At 35.5% G+C, this 13754-nt stretch carries 15 protein-coding genes; 8 read left to right on the forward strand and 7 right to left on the reverse strand.

The features are described from left to right. Positions 1-43: 43 nt before the first annotated feature. Positions 44-1012, forward strand: coding sequence for a CobW family GTP-binding protein (locus SYN6308_RS03015; RefSeq protein WP_017292952.1), 969 nt, complete (start codon positions 44-46; stop codon positions 1010-1012). Positions 1013-1033: 21 nt separating this feature from the next. Then, entirely contained in the window at positions 1034-2059 is a 1026-nt protein-coding gene (locus SYN6308_RS03020) for a WD40 repeat domain-containing protein (protein WP_017292953.1), read from the forward strand. 122 nt (positions 2060-2181) lie between these two features. Here SYN6308_RS03020 and SYN6308_RS03025 read toward each other — a convergent pair whose 3' ends face one another. From SYN6308_RS03025 to SYN6308_RS03045, 5 genes are all read right to left on the reverse strand, one after another. Continuing rightward, entirely contained in the window at positions 2182-2394 is a 213-nt protein-coding gene (locus SYN6308_RS03025) for a type II toxin-antitoxin system HicA family toxin (RefSeq protein WP_017292954.1), read from the reverse strand. Then, complete coding sequence (locus SYN6308_RS03030; protein WP_017292955.1) at positions 2391-2597, reverse strand: type II toxin-antitoxin system HicB family antitoxin; 207 nt, start codon at positions 2595-2597, stop codon at positions 2391-2393. Before SYN6308_RS03030 ends, SYN6308_RS03025 begins: the two co-directional genes overlap by 4 nt. Before the next feature lie 207 nt (positions 2598-2804). Further along, the gene (locus SYN6308_RS03035) at positions 2805-3290 is read right to left on the reverse strand and encodes a DsrE family protein (RefSeq protein WP_017292956.1); all 486 of its coding nucleotides are present in this window, start codon (positions 3288-3290) and stop codon (positions 2805-2807) included. Between the two features lie 139 nt (positions 3291-3429). Further along, complete coding sequence (locus tag SYN6308_RS03040) at positions 3430-3996, reverse strand: Uma2 family endonuclease (RefSeq protein ID WP_017292957.1); 567 nt, start codon at positions 3994-3996, stop codon at positions 3430-3432. A gap of 16 nt (positions 3997-4012) precedes the next feature. Continuing rightward, a complete protein-coding gene (locus SYN6308_RS03045) occupies positions 4013-4579 on the reverse strand; it encodes a Uma2 family endonuclease (RefSeq protein ID WP_017292958.1) in 567 nt (188 codons plus the stop codon). A gap of 277 nt (positions 4580-4856) precedes the next feature. Here SYN6308_RS03045 and SYN6308_RS03050 point away from each other — a divergent pair, with 277 nt between their 5' ends. The 3 genes from SYN6308_RS03050 (at position 4857) to SYN6308_RS03060 (ending at position 9142) form a co-directional block, all read left to right on the forward strand. Continuing rightward, entirely contained in the window at positions 4857-6578 is a 1722-nt protein-coding gene (locus tag SYN6308_RS03050; RefSeq protein WP_017292959.1) for a diflavin flavoprotein, read from the forward strand. 170 nt (positions 6579-6748) lie between these two features. Beyond that, entirely contained in the window at positions 6749-7249 is a 501-nt protein-coding gene (locus tag SYN6308_RS03055) for a phosphate-starvation-inducible PsiE family protein (protein WP_017292960.1), read from the forward strand. Between the two features lie 174 nt (positions 7250-7423). After that, complete coding sequence (locus SYN6308_RS03060) at positions 7424-9142, forward strand: diflavin flavoprotein (RefSeq protein ID WP_017292961.1); 1719 nt, start codon at positions 7424-7426, stop codon at positions 9140-9142. A gap of 78 nt (positions 9143-9220) precedes the next feature. Here the strand turns inward: SYN6308_RS03060 and SYN6308_RS03065 are convergent, their stop codons facing one another. Both SYN6308_RS03065 and SYN6308_RS03070 read right to left on the reverse strand, forming a co-directional pair. Next, the gene (locus tag SYN6308_RS03065; RefSeq protein WP_017292962.1) at positions 9221-10105 is read right to left on the reverse strand and encodes a metal ABC transporter permease; all 885 of its coding nucleotides are present in this window, start codon (positions 10103-10105) and stop codon (positions 9221-9223) included. After that, a complete protein-coding gene (locus SYN6308_RS03070; protein WP_017292963.1) occupies positions 10098-10832 on the reverse strand; it encodes a metal ABC transporter ATP-binding protein in 735 nt (244 codons plus the stop codon). The genes SYN6308_RS03065 and SYN6308_RS03070 overlap by 8 nt, the downstream gene beginning before the upstream one ends. Positions 10833-10881: 49 nt before the next feature. Between SYN6308_RS03070 and SYN6308_RS03075 the strand changes: the two genes are divergently transcribed. The 3 genes from SYN6308_RS03075 to SYN6308_RS03085 all read left to right on the forward strand — a co-directional run bounded on the left by SYN6308_RS03075 (position 10882) and on the right by SYN6308_RS03085 (position 13747). Further along, entirely contained in the window at positions 10882-11871 is a 990-nt protein-coding gene (locus tag SYN6308_RS03075; protein WP_017292964.1) for a metal ABC transporter solute-binding protein, Zn/Mn family, read from the forward strand. Between the two features lie 69 nt (positions 11872-11940). Next, on the forward strand, positions 11941-12756 hold the full coding sequence (locus SYN6308_RS03080; protein WP_017292965.1) for a metallophosphoesterase family protein: 816 nt from the start codon (positions 11941-11943) through the stop codon (positions 12754-12756). 295 nt (positions 12757-13051) lie between these two features. Beyond that, on the forward strand, positions 13052-13747 hold the full coding sequence (locus SYN6308_RS03085; RefSeq protein ID WP_017292966.1) for a hypothetical protein: 696 nt from the start codon (positions 13052-13054) through the stop codon (positions 13745-13747). The last annotated feature ends 7 nt before the right edge of the window (positions 13748-13754 follow it).

The raw sequence follows: 13754 nt of genomic DNA on the forward strand, positions 1-13754 counted from the left end.
ATAATAATGATAATCATTTTTATATTTAAACAAAGAATAATCTATGATAACGAAAGAGAAAGATTTAGTGCCAGTAACGGTTTTAACGGGTTATTTAGGAGCAGGTAAAACTACTTTACTCAATCACATTCTTACCTATGAGCATGGTAAAAAAGTTGCGGTAATCGTCAATGAGTTTGGGGAAGTAGGAATTGATAACCAGTTGGTGATTTCTGCTGATGAAGAAATATTTGAGATGAATAACGGTTGTATTTGTTGCACCGTGAGGGGTGATTTAATGCGTATCATCAGTAACTTGATGAAAAGACGAAATAAATTTGATCATCTTGTCATTGAAACTACTGGTTTAGCCGATCCTGCTCCGGTAATACAAACTTTTTTCGTTGACGAGGATATGAAATCAAAGTTACTTTTAGATGCGGTTGTTACGGTGGTGGATACAAAGCATATTCATCAACATTGGAGTGCAGATGAAGCTCAAGAGCAAATCGCCTTTGCTGATGTGATTTTACTCAATAAAACCGATTTAGTTACTTCTGAGGAATTAGAGGATTTAGAAAAACGTATCCGTAGTATGAACGCTATGGCGAAAATTTATCGTACCCAAAATGCTGATATTGAAATGAATCAATTGTTAGGCATTAGATCATTTGATCTGGAAAAAGCCTTAGAAATCGATCCTAATTTTTTAGGAGAAGAAGCCCACGAACACGATGAATCGGTGTATTCTATAGCTATAGTGGAATCTCAGCCTTTGAATTTGGAAAAGTTACAAGATTGGATTAGTGATTTACTGCGTAATCGAGGTACGGATATTTTTCGCATGAAGGGGATTTTAAATATTACTAACATGAACGATCGAGTCGTATTTCAAGGAGTGCATATGTTATTTGATGTAACGTTCGATCGAGCTTGGCAGGAAGGAGAAACCCGTAAAAGTGAATTAGTATTTATTGGGCGAAATTTAGACGAAATGGAGTTAAGAGAAAGTTTTAAGGCTTGTTTAGATTAATAATCACTGATAAAGACTAAGATGTTAAAAATACAATGGCGGGGAAAGTTAACGGAATATATTACGGCGGTAAATTGGTCAAAAACGGGTGATTTGGCGGTAAGTTCAGCCGATGGTGAGGTAATGTTATTTAGGGATACTCCTCAACTTCTCCTTAGCCCTAATGATACTCAAAGTTCGGGTGCGCAGCGTGCCTTTGGCATCGATCATCTTGCTTTTTCTCCTGATAGTCAATTTTTAGCCGTGGGAGGGCAAAATGGACAGGTTTTGATTTGGCGACTTTCGGACTTAAAATTAATTGATACCCTAGACTGGAATCTGCAATGGTTAGAGAATCTGGCATGGCATCCCCAAAAAAATTACCTTGCTTTCACTCAAGGGCGTTATGTGCAGATATGGGATGTCGAAACACAGGACATTATCACCTCTTTACCCTTTGAAAATTCCACAGTGTTAGATTTTGCTTGGCATCCCCAAGGGCAATATTTAGCCGTTGCAGGAGATGGTGGAGTGAAAATTTGGGATAGCAAAGATTGGTTAGAAGAGCCTATTTATCTTGAAACCTACGCTCCCGCCTTTAAAATAAAATGGGCAGGATATAAAGATTATATTGCTATTAGTTGTCTTGATGATACAGTGATGTTGTGGAGTGATTTCGATATGTTACCTTGGCGACTATCGGGATTTAGTGGTAAAGTTCGTAACCTCATATGGTCAAAAACAATAGCAGAAAATGCCCCCTTGTTGGCGACTTCTAGTCGAGGGAATGTGTTGGTGTGGCAAAAAGAAAAAATAACCGAAAAGGGTTGGAGTGCCACTATTTTAAATATTGACGATCGTATCATTCAGGATTTACAGTTTAATCCTCATAATCTTTTGTTAGCTGGTGGAAATGAAGAAGGATGCTTATTTTTATGGGAAAATGAAGAGCAATTAATGGAAGATTTTATAGGAATAGAAGGGGGTTTTTCTTGTTTGCAATGGGATTTTTTCGGAAAAAAATTAGCAGTCGGTAGTGATATGGGAGAAATATTCATTTTTATGTAGGTTGGGTTAACGAAGTGTAACCCAACATCCTCAGATTAATTTGGATATATTAACCCAATATCCTCATTTTGATTGAGATATAGTGATAATGTTGGGTTTCGTGCCTCAACCCAACCTACGGGTTACAAATCATCAGGAGTTAATCCTGTTAATTTAGCAATTCTAGCTAACATTTTTGATCCAATTTCTTCACCTTCATGGAAAGCAAAAACGACATTACTCCACCCTGATTTTTCCAGAATTTTATGAGAGCCAGTCTGACGTTTGATTTTCCAACCTTTATTTTGCAAGGCTTTTAAAACCTGTTTAGCTTTAGTTCCAGACCATTGACTCATAACGCAACAAATGATAAATTAAGTTCGTATTCTGGGGTTTTTATTTCTTCAAGTTGATCTGCTAAAACACGCAAAGCTAGGGCTTGAACTTTAGAAACTGCCTCGTCTTGAGTATTACCATAAACCAACACCCCCGGAAGTTCAGCAATTTCTGCAATGTAGCGCCCATCTTCTTCTTGTTCTATTTCAATCTTATAATTCATTACAATTTACTATTATTCATAGTGATACTTTTAAAATTATACTCTTTATTTTTTTGTAGGTTGAGTTACACTTCGTTAACCTAACATCCTCAGATTAATTTGGATATATTAACCCAATATCCTCATTTTGATTGAGATATAGAGATAATGTTGGGTTTCGTGCCTCAACGCAACCTACAGGTTACAAATCATCAGGAGAAAGGATTATTACCAACTCATTACCCTAACATTGTCTTCAAAAAGAAGGGATTGAGTCGCTTGAGGAGAACCCATTTTTACCCCTTGAATTAAGTCATTGTCTGAAATTCCTCCTTGTTTCATACAACTAGGACAAATTAGAACACTTCCTCCTTGGGCAATAAATTCTTGTAACATTTGTTGTAAAGTTTTACCCGTTATTCCATTTGTATGTTGAGGCAATTTTTGAGATGCTAAATTAACTGCCGATACATTTAAAAAAATAGTAGTAGGATGTCCTTGTTGTAAAACCTTTTCCGCAAAACCGATGGCCATTGCACCACGCCAAGAATCATCTGTAGTTAAATTCACGAATAAACTAGCGGTTTTAGGGGAAATAACCGCAGTTTGCTGTTTTTGGCTATGGGTGGTTTGTGCTTGAGAAAAATTAGGCGTAACAAGGATTCCAGAAATTCCGATGAAAGAAGATAAAAGTAAAGAAGAAACGATTTTCATATTATGACCTCAGCAAAAAAATATCAAGATACCTATTACTTAGTGTTAATAGAAAGCCATTTATTTGTCAAAAGACAAGTAGTAAAACTTATAAACTTAATCTCGTTCTACTAACCTAATAAAAAATACTTTTTATTACTTAATAATCTAATTTTAGTTCTAAGTCAGGTAAAACATTTTCTCCTGATAAATTAACGGGCATTTTAACTATTTCAACCTCTTGATTGGGGCGATAAATTTCTACGGTTTTATCCTGTGGATTAATTAACCATCCTAATTGTAAACCTGAGTCTAAATACTCTATCATCTTCTCTTGTAATGGTTTAAGTCTATCGCTTTTTGATCTTAATTCAATGACAAAATCAGGGCAAATAGGGGGGAATCCTTCTCTTTCTTTTTCTGTTAATTTTTCCCATTTTTCTAAAGATACCCAAGCCACATCTGGTGATCGATCGCCCCCTTTTGGTAAACTAAAAATAGTGGATGAACTAAAAACTTTTCCTAATTTTTTTTCCTCATTCCAAAAAGCAATTTTAAAGATTAAATTAGCTTCTTTTTCTCCACTTATACCACCAACGGGGGACATAATAATTAACTCTCCTTGAGGATTTCTTTCTAATTGTAATTTAGGATTATTGAGACAAAGTTGATAAAATTGATCTCGATTTAAAGAGGTAATGGACTCAAGATTTAAAACTGTAGTCATAATTTTTTCTCCTTATTTAATAATCTAATTTTAGTTCTAAGTCAGGTAAAACATTTTCTCCTAATAAATTAACGGGCATTTTAACTATTTCTACTTCTTGATTTGGGCGATAAATTTCTACGGTTTTATCCTGTGGATTAATTAACCATCCTAATTGTAAACCTGAGTTTAAATACTCCCTCATTTTCTCTTGTAATGGTTTAAGTCTATCGCTTTTTGATCTTAATTCAATGACAAAATCAGGGCAAATAGGAGGGAATCCTTCCCTTTCTTTTTCTGTTAGTTTTTCCCATTTTTCTAAAGATACCCAAGCCACATCTGGACTTCGATCACCTCCTTTTGGTAAACTAAAAATAGTGGATGAACTAAAAACTTCCCCTCGTTTTTTTTGACGATTCCAATTACCAATATCAATAATTAAATTGGCCTCTTTTTTTCCACTCATACCACCAACGGGGGACATAATAATTAACTCTCCTTGAGGATTTCTTTCTAATTGTAATTTAGGATTATTGAGACAAAGTTGATAAAATTGATCTCGATTTAAAGAGGTAATGGACTCAAGATTTAAAACTGTAGTCATAATTTTTGAGGCTTGACGACAAAAGATGATGATAATTTCATTATAGTAAACACGGTGATTCTTCTTTAGATGTTCTGAACCAGTTCAGTTTCCTGCATTAAGCTCTACATTTAATAATTTTCATTTTTTTATAATATTTAATTATTACCTATTTAATAAAAGATAAGTAAATATTATTTCCTTATTTTAAAATTAGTATTTTACAAACACAGGGACTAAATGTAAAAATATAGATAACTAAAACAAATAAATAAATAAAAGTCAATAACAAAAAATTATGTTAGTCCTTAGAGAAATTCCGAAAATATCCCATCGATTAACGGTACAAACGGTAAATATTGCCGATCATACCACAGTGATACGATCGTTAGACTGGGATCGAGATCGTTTTGATATTGAGTTTGATTTAAAAAACGGAACAACTTACAATTCTTTTATTATTCAAGGGGAGAAAACTGCTTTAATCGATACTTCCCATGGCAAATTTGAGGCTTTATACTTGGAAACCATCAGCAAGTTAATTGATTTATCCAGTTTAGACTATCTCATTGTCAGTCATACAGAACCAGATCATAGTGGTTTAATTAAAAATATTCTCCCTTTAGCTCCTAATGTAACGGTTATTGGTGCAAAAATTGCCATCAAATTTTTAGAAAGTATGGTGCATCAACCTTTTAATTATCAGATGGTAAAAAGTGGAGATACTTTAGATTTAGGTAATGGTCATGAGTTAGAATTTGTGTCTGCACCTAATTTACATTGGCCCGATACTATCTTTACCTTCGATCGAGCGACTAAAACTTTATTCACCTGTGACGCTTTTGGAATGCACTATTGCGATGATCACACCTACGATGAAGAACCAGCTTTATTACAAGAGGATTTTCAAACTTATTATGACTGTTTAATGAAACCTAATGCTCGTTCAGTATTAGGGGCGATTAAAAAGATTAACACCCTTGATGTTAAGACGATCGCTACTGGTCATGGTCCTTTATTAAAACATTTTCTTTCGGATTGGGTCAACTCCTATCAAGAATGGAGTGAAGCTCAAACTAAAACCCAAACTTATACTGCGGTGTTTTATAATTCCGATTATGGTTACAGTGAAGATATTGCTCGATCGATCGCCCTTGCCATTGAAAAAACCGGAGTGGGAGTAGAATTAGTTGAATATGGGGATATTGATACAGGAGAAACTAGACACATTGTCAGTGAAGCTAAAGGTTTAGTTATTGGTATGCCCCCCCAAGGAGAAATTAACGCCCATGCCATTTTAAGTACCATTTTAGCCTCTGCCCATGAAAAACAAGCCGTGGGACTTTTTGAAACAGGAGGTTGGCAAGACGAACCCATTTATCCTTTACGCAATAAATTTCAAGAAATTGGTTTAACGGAAGCCTTCCCCCCAATTTTAGTCAAAGAAGCCTTTACCCCTACGGTGGCAAAATGTGCTGAAGAAGCGGGAATTGACTTAGGGCAATGGTTAACGAGGAAAAACAATGTTAAACAAATCAAAACCCTTGATCAAAATTTAGATAAAGCTTTAGGGCGTATCAGTGGCGGACTATATATTATCACCGCTCAAAAAGGAGAAGTAAAGAGCGCCATGTTGGCTTCTTGGGTGATGGAGGCTAGTTCTGAACCTTGGGGAGTTGTGGTGGCGGTTGCTAAAGATCGAGCTATTGAATCATTATTACAAGTGAACGATCGATTTGTCTTAAACGTCTTAGAAGAAAATAACTATCAAGGCTTAATGAGGCATTTTCTCAAACGTTTCGCCCCCGGGCAAGATCGATTTACGGACATTAAAACCTATGAAGGAAAAAACGGCTCACCCATTCTCGCCGAAGCCTTAGCCTACATGGAATGTCAAGTCATCAGTCGTCAAGATTGTCACGATCATTGGATCGTATATAGCACCGTTGAACAAGGAAGAGTCGCCAACCCTGACGGAAAAACTGCCGTACATCATCGTAAAGTAGGCAACCATTATTAAGCCCATTACTGATAATCAATAAAATTGTAGATTAGGTTAGCGCTCTTCGTAACCTAACAAAAACCTCATTAGACATCTTCAAAAAAGATAATTCTTCCACCGTAAAACAGGCATCTTGCTCATGTTGTTACCCGAACTCATCAAAAAATTCACCAATAATTAAAAAAATTATGTACAAATCAGCTACAAACACTTCCGTAGAAAGAGACAGTCTCTTAAATCTTAACCGTATTGTCAATATTTTAGAACTGATCCAAGATTTAATCATTATCAGCCTGTGTTTTGGTTTATTTGCCTTCATGGTGGTACAAATAAAAACCATGTTTATTGCCCTACTCGCCCCCATGCAGTTTCATACCGTTACCGCCGATATTCTTTCTTTACTAATTTTAGTGGAATTATTCCGTTTATTAATTATCTATCTCAAAGAACAAAGAGTTTCCATCGGTGTTGCGGTAGAAGTTTCCATTGTTTCCGTTTTAAGGGAAGTATTCGTCAATGGAGTTTTAGAAACTGGCTCAACCGAAGTTCTGGCAACCTGTGCCTTTTTATTAGTTTTAGGAGTGTTGATGGTATTAAGAGTTTGGCTACCTGCTACCTTTGAAGGAATTGATCCAGAAAAATCAGTATCGAAAAAATATCACCAAAATCAGCTTAATTCAAAAGTCTAAATCTGAAAATCAAAGCTCAAGCCTGTAAACAGTTGAGTAATATTCAATTCCTATTAACGCAAAACAAGTAAAACACCTATTTGATTGAAGATGTTTCAATGATTTAAACAGTGTCAATGATAGGTAAAAAACTTTTCTCGTAAACCCTAACTGATAAAATTGGAGAAACATATCATGATAACAACTATAATCTCTCAAACTGCTAATGTTCGTGATGTTCAAGTAGAAACCATTGGCGATCGTACTACCATTTTTAGGTCTCGTACTTGGGATCGTCTTAAATTTGAAATCGAATATGCACAACAAAAAGGCACAACCGCAAACTCTTATTTAATTCAAAGTGACAAAGTTGCTTTAATCGATCCCCCCGGAGAATCATTTACCAAGATTTTCTTAGAAAAATTGCAACAACATTTTAATTTAGCCTCATTAGATTATGTGATTGTAGGTCATATTAATGCTAATCGTATGGCGACTTTAAGCAAAATCTTAGAAATAGCTCCCCATATTCAAGTTATCGCCTCTAAACCAGCCATAAAAAGTTTAAAAGAGGTGTTTGGGCAATATACTTCGCAATTTCACACCCCTAACCATGATTTAGATTTAGGGCAAGGACATCGATTACAATTTATTTCTATTCCTACTCCTCGATGGCCTGATGGTTTAGCCACTTACGATAATGCTACTTCTATTCTTTATACCGATAAGTTTTTTGGCACTCATGTTTGTAGTGATACCCTTTGGGATGAAGATTGGAAAAAGTTAGATCACGATCGACGTTATTATTTTAATTGTCTTCATAGTAATCAAACCAAGCAAGTAGAGACGATTTTAGAGAAATTTAGTACTTTTAAAAGTAAATATTATGCCCCTAATCATGGTCCTGTAATTCGTTATAGTCTCAGTCGCCTAATTTATGATTATCGTCAATGGTGTCAAGCACAACAAACAAAAACTTTCAGTGTAGCGTTATTTTATGCCTCTGCCTATGGTAGCACGACTATTTTAACAAATGCCATCGCCCAAGGATTAGAAGCCCAAGGAGTTCATCCCCTCTTAATTAATTGTGAACTAGCAACCCCCGAAGAAATTACCCAAGTCATGGAAAATGTCGATGGATTTCTGATCGGTTCTCCCACTTTAGCAGGTCATGCACCAGTGCAAATACAAACAGCATTAGGAATCATTCTTAATACCGCCACCAAAAATAAATTAGCTGGAGTGTTTGGGTCTTATGGTTGGAGTGGAGAAGCCCTCGATCTGATTGAAGGAAAACTCCGAGATGCAAACTATCGTTTTGGTTGTAACACTTTTAGAGTTTGTTTTTCTCCCAAGGAAGAAGATTTAGTAAAAGCGCAACAATTAGGTTCAGATTTTGCCCAAAACCTCCAAAAATCGAAGAAAAATCGCCCTCTCACTTTACCCACTAACAATATTAATAATTTAAGTAGCGATCGCACAGAAAAAGCCCTGAATCACATAATTGGTTCTCTATGTGTTGTATCCTTCAAACAAGGAGAAATGGATAAAGCGATTCTCACCAAAAATATTTCTCAAGCCAGTTTTATCCCTCCCGGTATCATGATTGCCCTCACCCAAGAACAAAAAACTGAATTATTACCAGAAATAGGGACATCTTTTGTCGTAAATATCCTCAAAGAAGGGCGCAATCTACGGCGTTATTTCTCCCCATCTTCCATTAATACCATTAATTCCTTTAATGAACTAGAAACCAAGAGGGCGACGAATGATTGTTTAATTTTTGATCAAGCCTTAGCCTACCTAGAATGTACCGTAGAACAGATTACGGAATTAGGTAATAAATGGTTAATTTATGCCATGGTTAATCACGGTGAGTTATTAGCTAATACAGGAATAACAGCTATTATTTAAAGACCTGAAAAAGTGATTTTATAGATGTATATTTGTCTATAAAATTACAAACTCTAAATAGTTAACGATCGACGATAACTAATTTTTAATTTTTTTGTTAAAAATATGCCTAATTTTATACAGCATTTCAGGGCGAGTTAAAATACCCTGACTAGGACTAAATAATAAAGCGACTAGAAATAAAATACTCGCCACAAGTACGATCGAAGCTCCTGAAGGTACGTTTAAATAATAACTTAAATAGATGCCAATTATTCCGCTAAGACTCCCAAAAACTCCTCCTAAAATCATCATTTGATGTAATTCTTTAACTAATAAATAAGCAGTAATACTAGGTGCGATTAAAAGGGAAACCACTAACACAACTCCGACTCCTTGCATACTAGCAATAATAGTTAAAGTTATGGCAGAAATGAGCATTAAATTAAGCCATTTTACGGGCAAACCTACCGCTTGAGCTCCTAAAGGATTAAAGGTATAAAATAGTAATTCTTTATAAAATAATTTGATAAATGTTAATACAAAAAAAGTAATTATTAAAGTCCTTAAAACATCATTACCCGTGACAACTAAAATATCACCAAAAAGAAAACTATGTAAATCTATTCTGCTTTTTAAAAGGGTAATTAACATGATTCCTAGTGCTAAAAAACCAGAGAAAACTAATGCCATTGCTACATCTATTTTTATCTTTGATTCTTCTTTAATCCATGAAATTATTAACGTACTAAATATTCCTGAAATAAATGCTCCTAAAAATATATCGATCCCTAAATAAAATGCGATCGCCAATCCGGGTAAGACGGCATGGGCAATAACATCTCCTAATAATCCCATTCTTTGCACAATTAAATAACTTCCCGTTACAGCACACAAAACCCCTAAAAAAATAATTATAATTAGAGCATTTCTCATAAACTCAAACTGTAAAGGTTCAACAATTATGTCGATAAAATTAGTCATTTTTACCACTACCTTCTAAGAAAATTACATTATCACCATAGGCTTTTTGGATATTCGTAGCAGTAATAACTTCTTGACGAGTACCATCCGCAATTAAAGTTTTATTAATTAACAAAAATCGATCGTATTCTCTCGTGGTTTCCCTTAATTCATGCCCCACCACTAATAAAATTTTGCCCTCAGATTTAAGCTCATCAAATACCTCAAAAAGCATTGCTTCCGTTTTCTTATCAACTCCCACAAATGGCTCATCAAATAAAAATAAATTGGCTTCTTGTGCCAAGGCTTGAGCTAAAAATACCCTCTGTTGTTGCCCCCCTGATAACTCCCCAATGGAGCGATGTTTCAATTCCCACATTCCTACTCTTTCTAAGGCATTTTTAACAATTAACTTTGATTGACGAGAATAGGAACGAAATAAACCTGTATGGCGTATTCTTGCCATCATGGCTACATTTTCCACTGTGATGGGATAATCCCAGTCAATTTGAGCTCTTTGGGGAATATATGCCACCTGTTTTAATTGTCCAGATAAGGTGCGAGAATGAAATTTAACGATGCCTTTTTCCAAGGGAATTAAGCCTAAAATTGCCCTTAAAAGAGTACTTTTACCTGCTCCATTCGGTCCAATTATTCCCACGATTTCCCCCGGCAATAAACAAAAACTAATGTTATCAACTGCCATTAAGCCTCGATAGTTGACAACTAAATGCTTTACTTCTAACATATACCTAATATGAGAATGATTATCATTATTTTAGATTAAACAAGTAATTATGTTAAGAAAATTCAGTATTTTGACTATTTTCATTGGTTTATGGGGTTGTACTCCTTCTCCAAATGTAGAAAAAACGGCGGAAACTTCATCGGAGAATCTGCCCTTAGTTGTAGCAACTACCAGCGTTTTATGTGATCTTACGGAGCAAGTAGCACAAGATACTGTTAATTTGAAGTGTTTAGTCGCCCCCGGAGTTGATCCCCATGTTTATCAACCTACTCCCGATGATAGACAATCGATCGAAAATGCGGATTTAGTTTTTTATGGTGGTTATAATTTCGATCCCAACCTCATTAAATTAATTAAAGCTACTAGCAATAGTAACCTGAAAATTGCCGTTCATGAACAAGCCGTACCTAATCCGATTATGGCTAGTGAGCATCATCACGGTGAAGAAGATCACAATCACGATCATGATCATGGTAGCGAAGAAAAAGTTCCAGACCCTCATGTATGGCATGATCCCAAAAATGGGGTAGCAATGATTGAGGTAATTACCCAAGGATTGTCTCAACTACAGCCAGATTTAGCAGAAAAATATCAGACTCGATCGAACGACATCAAAACAGAATTAGGTAAAATAGATCAATGGATTGGGGTACAAATTGCCACTATTCCCCCTGAAAAACGCAAATTAGTTACTACCCATGATGCACTTGGTTATTATGTTACTGCCTATGGCATCGATTTTCAAGGAGCTTTATCGGGTTTAAGTACAGAAGAATCTCCTAGTGCCAATACAGTAGCGAATTTGGTAAAAGATATTAAAAAAACTCAAGTACCAACTATTTTCGCCGAAAGTTCGGTAAATCCCAAGTTAATTGAAACCGTAGCAAAAGAAGCGAATGTGCAAGTCTCAACCCAAGAGTTATATGCAGATGGTTTAGGAGAAAAAGGCACGGAAGGGGAGTCTTATCAAAAAATGTTAATTAGTAATACGAAGGCAATTGTGGAAGGTTTAGGAGGGCAATATACGGCATTCAATTAGCAACCTTTTTGTTGCTCACAAGTAAGACAAACAAATTTAAAAATAAATCAGATTAAGGGAGGAAAATTAATGAAAATTGCCGTTATATCTTGTCTTCACGCTAATTTACCAGCATTTGAGGCGGTTTTAAAGGATATTGAGGAAAATCAATGCGATTCTATTTATAGTTTAGGGGATTTGGTGGGTTATGGTCCTCACCCTAACGAAATTGTCAATAAAATCCGAGAGTTACAGATTCCTTCAGTGCAAGGTTGTTGGGATGAGGATATAGTAGAAGGGTTAAATTCCTGTGAATGTAGCTATCCTTCTCTATTAGCAGAAAAAAGAGGTATAATCGCCCATGAATGGACAAATCAACAAATTACGGCGGAAAATCGTCAATTTTTAGCTGAATTACCTCATACTCTCAAATTTGAAAACCTTTGTTTTGCCCACGGTAGCCCTAACAGCAATCATGAATACATTTTACCTGAAATGGATGCTTTTACTGCCTTAGAGCGTGTTTTAAGTGCTGATGCTGACGTTTTATTCTGTGGACATACTCATATTCCTTACGATCGAACCTTAAACGCTGGAATGTTACAAGTTAGGGTGAATCAATCTAATATTGAATCTGAGTCAGACAGACAATTTCAAACCCCTGTAAAACGTATTATAAATGTGGGCTCGGTGGGTGAACCTCGTCACGGAAGACCAAATGCAACTTATGTGATATACAACACAGAGACAGAGGAGATAATTTTAAGGGAGGTAGGGTATGATTATCAGTCAACTTGTCGGGATATTATCGAAAAAGGTTTACCGCCGATTTTTGCATGGCGCTTGGCTAGAGGTTTAGAGTTTGCAGAAAAAGCCGAAGACGCAACCCATGTTTGTCAAAGATAGTTAAGAATTAAGAATTAAGAATTAAGAATTAAGAGAATATCAAATAAAAAATGATCCAATAGCAATTAAACATTTATAAATTTACATCATTAACCGCCCAGCAGACTGACAAAGTTAACATTAAACCGCCTTGCAATAAATTGACAAGGCTTATAGCTTAAATCTGCTAAAGCGATTATTGAACAATAAAATAAATGGCTTATTATTTTTATGGATAACAATTAAGAATTAATAAATTTTCTCCCTATCTCGTCATTCACTATCAACTATTCACTATCAACTATTCATTAAAAAAATGTGGGCAATTTTAAGCGGAATTGAAGGAAATTTACAGGCTTATCACGCAGTTATAGATGATATTTTGCGACAAAAAATATCTGTGGAAGAAATCTATATTCTGGGGGATATTATTGGTTTGTCTCAGGAAAATGAGGCTTTAGTTAAAGAAATTCGTCACCCTCGTCATTCTATCCCTATTCGGGGGTGTCGGGGTTGGTGGGAAGAGCAATGTCTCATTCTTCATAGTTTACATTCTACTGCTGATCCTGTGGAGTTGATCGATCGATTTGGGGTAGATGTGACGAAAAAACTCTGGGATTGTGTTTCTCGTGAGACGGTGGAATGGTTACGAGATTTAGATTTTGGCTTTGTGGAGTTTGACTGTCTTTTAATTCACGGTAGCACTGTTAATGTGAGTGAAGTTTTAACTCCCGATACTTCCCCTTGGATTATCCTCGATCGAATTAATCGTGTTAATGTTAATTATCTATTCTGTGGTCGATCGAATCAACTGTTTGATTATGAGTTACAATCAGGTTCGATCGAATCCTCCATCACGACTTTAGATAAAAAATCCATCTCTGAAGTAAAGGAAGTTAAGAAAAAACGGTTAATTGGAGTGGGGAATATAGGAAAAACAGCTAATATCGCTTCCTATACTCTTTATAATCCTTATAATAATCAACTGAAATTTAAAGAAATTAGTTATTAAATAACAA

Origin of the sequence: Geminocystis herdmanii PCC 6308, assembly GCF_000332235.1 — a bacterium.
Taxonomy (GTDB): domain Bacteria; phylum Cyanobacteriota; class Cyanobacteriia; order Cyanobacteriales; family Cyanobacteriaceae; genus Geminocystis; species Geminocystis herdmanii.

What these genes read in the sequence shown, in the direction of transcription:
- SYN6308_RS03035 (WP_017292956.1), bottom strand. Translation starts at nt 3,290, where the DNA reads ATGAAAATCGTTTCTTCTTTACTTTTATCTTCTTTCATCGGAATTTCT.
- SYN6308_RS03060 (WP_017292961.1), top strand. Translation starts at nt 7,424, where the DNA reads ATGATAACAACTATAATCTCTCAAACTGCTAATGTTCGTGATGTTCAA.
- SYN6308_RS03050 (WP_017292959.1), top strand. Translation starts at nt 4,857, where the DNA reads ATGTTAGTCCTTAGAGAAATTCCGAAAATATCCCATCGATTAACGGTA.
- SYN6308_RS03065 (WP_017292962.1), bottom strand. Translation starts at nt 10,105, where the DNA reads ATGACTAATTTTATCGACATAATTGTTGAACCTTTACAGTTTGAGTTT.
- SYN6308_RS03040 (WP_017292957.1), bottom strand. Translation starts at nt 3,996, where the DNA reads ATGACTACAGTTTTAAATCTTGAGTCCATTACCTCTTTAAATCGAGAT.
- SYN6308_RS03025 (WP_017292954.1), bottom strand. Translation starts at nt 2,394, where the DNA reads ATGAGTCAATGGTCTGGAACTAAAGCTAAACAGGTTTTAAAAGCCTTG.
- SYN6308_RS03075 (WP_017292964.1), top strand. Translation starts at nt 10,882, where the DNA reads ATGTTAAGAAAATTCAGTATTTTGACTATTTTCATTGGTTTATGGGGT.
- SYN6308_RS03080 (WP_017292965.1), top strand. Translation starts at nt 11,941, where the DNA reads ATGAAAATTGCCGTTATATCTTGTCTTCACGCTAATTTACCAGCATTT.
- SYN6308_RS03020 (WP_017292953.1), top strand. Translation starts at nt 1,034, where the DNA reads ATGTTAAAAATACAATGGCGGGGAAAGTTAACGGAATATATTACGGCG.
- SYN6308_RS03045 (WP_017292958.1), bottom strand. Translation starts at nt 4,579, where the DNA reads ATGACTACAGTTTTAAATCTTGAGTCCATTACCTCTTTAAATCGAGAT.
- SYN6308_RS03085 (WP_017292966.1), top strand. Translation starts at nt 13,052, where the DNA reads ATGTGGGCAATTTTAAGCGGAATTGAAGGAAATTTACAGGCTTATCAC.
- SYN6308_RS03030 (WP_017292955.1), bottom strand. Translation starts at nt 2,597, where the DNA reads ATGAATTATAAGATTGAAATAGAACAAGAAGAAGATGGGCGCTACATT.
- SYN6308_RS03070 (WP_017292963.1), bottom strand. Translation starts at nt 10,832, where the DNA reads ATGTTAGAAGTAAAGCATTTAGTTGTCAACTATCGAGGCTTAATGGCA.
- SYN6308_RS03015 (WP_017292952.1), top strand. Translation starts at nt 44, where the DNA reads ATGATAACGAAAGAGAAAGATTTAGTGCCAGTAACGGTTTTAACGGGT.
- SYN6308_RS03055 (WP_017292960.1), top strand. Translation starts at nt 6,749, where the DNA reads ATGTACAAATCAGCTACAAACACTTCCGTAGAAAGAGACAGTCTCTTA.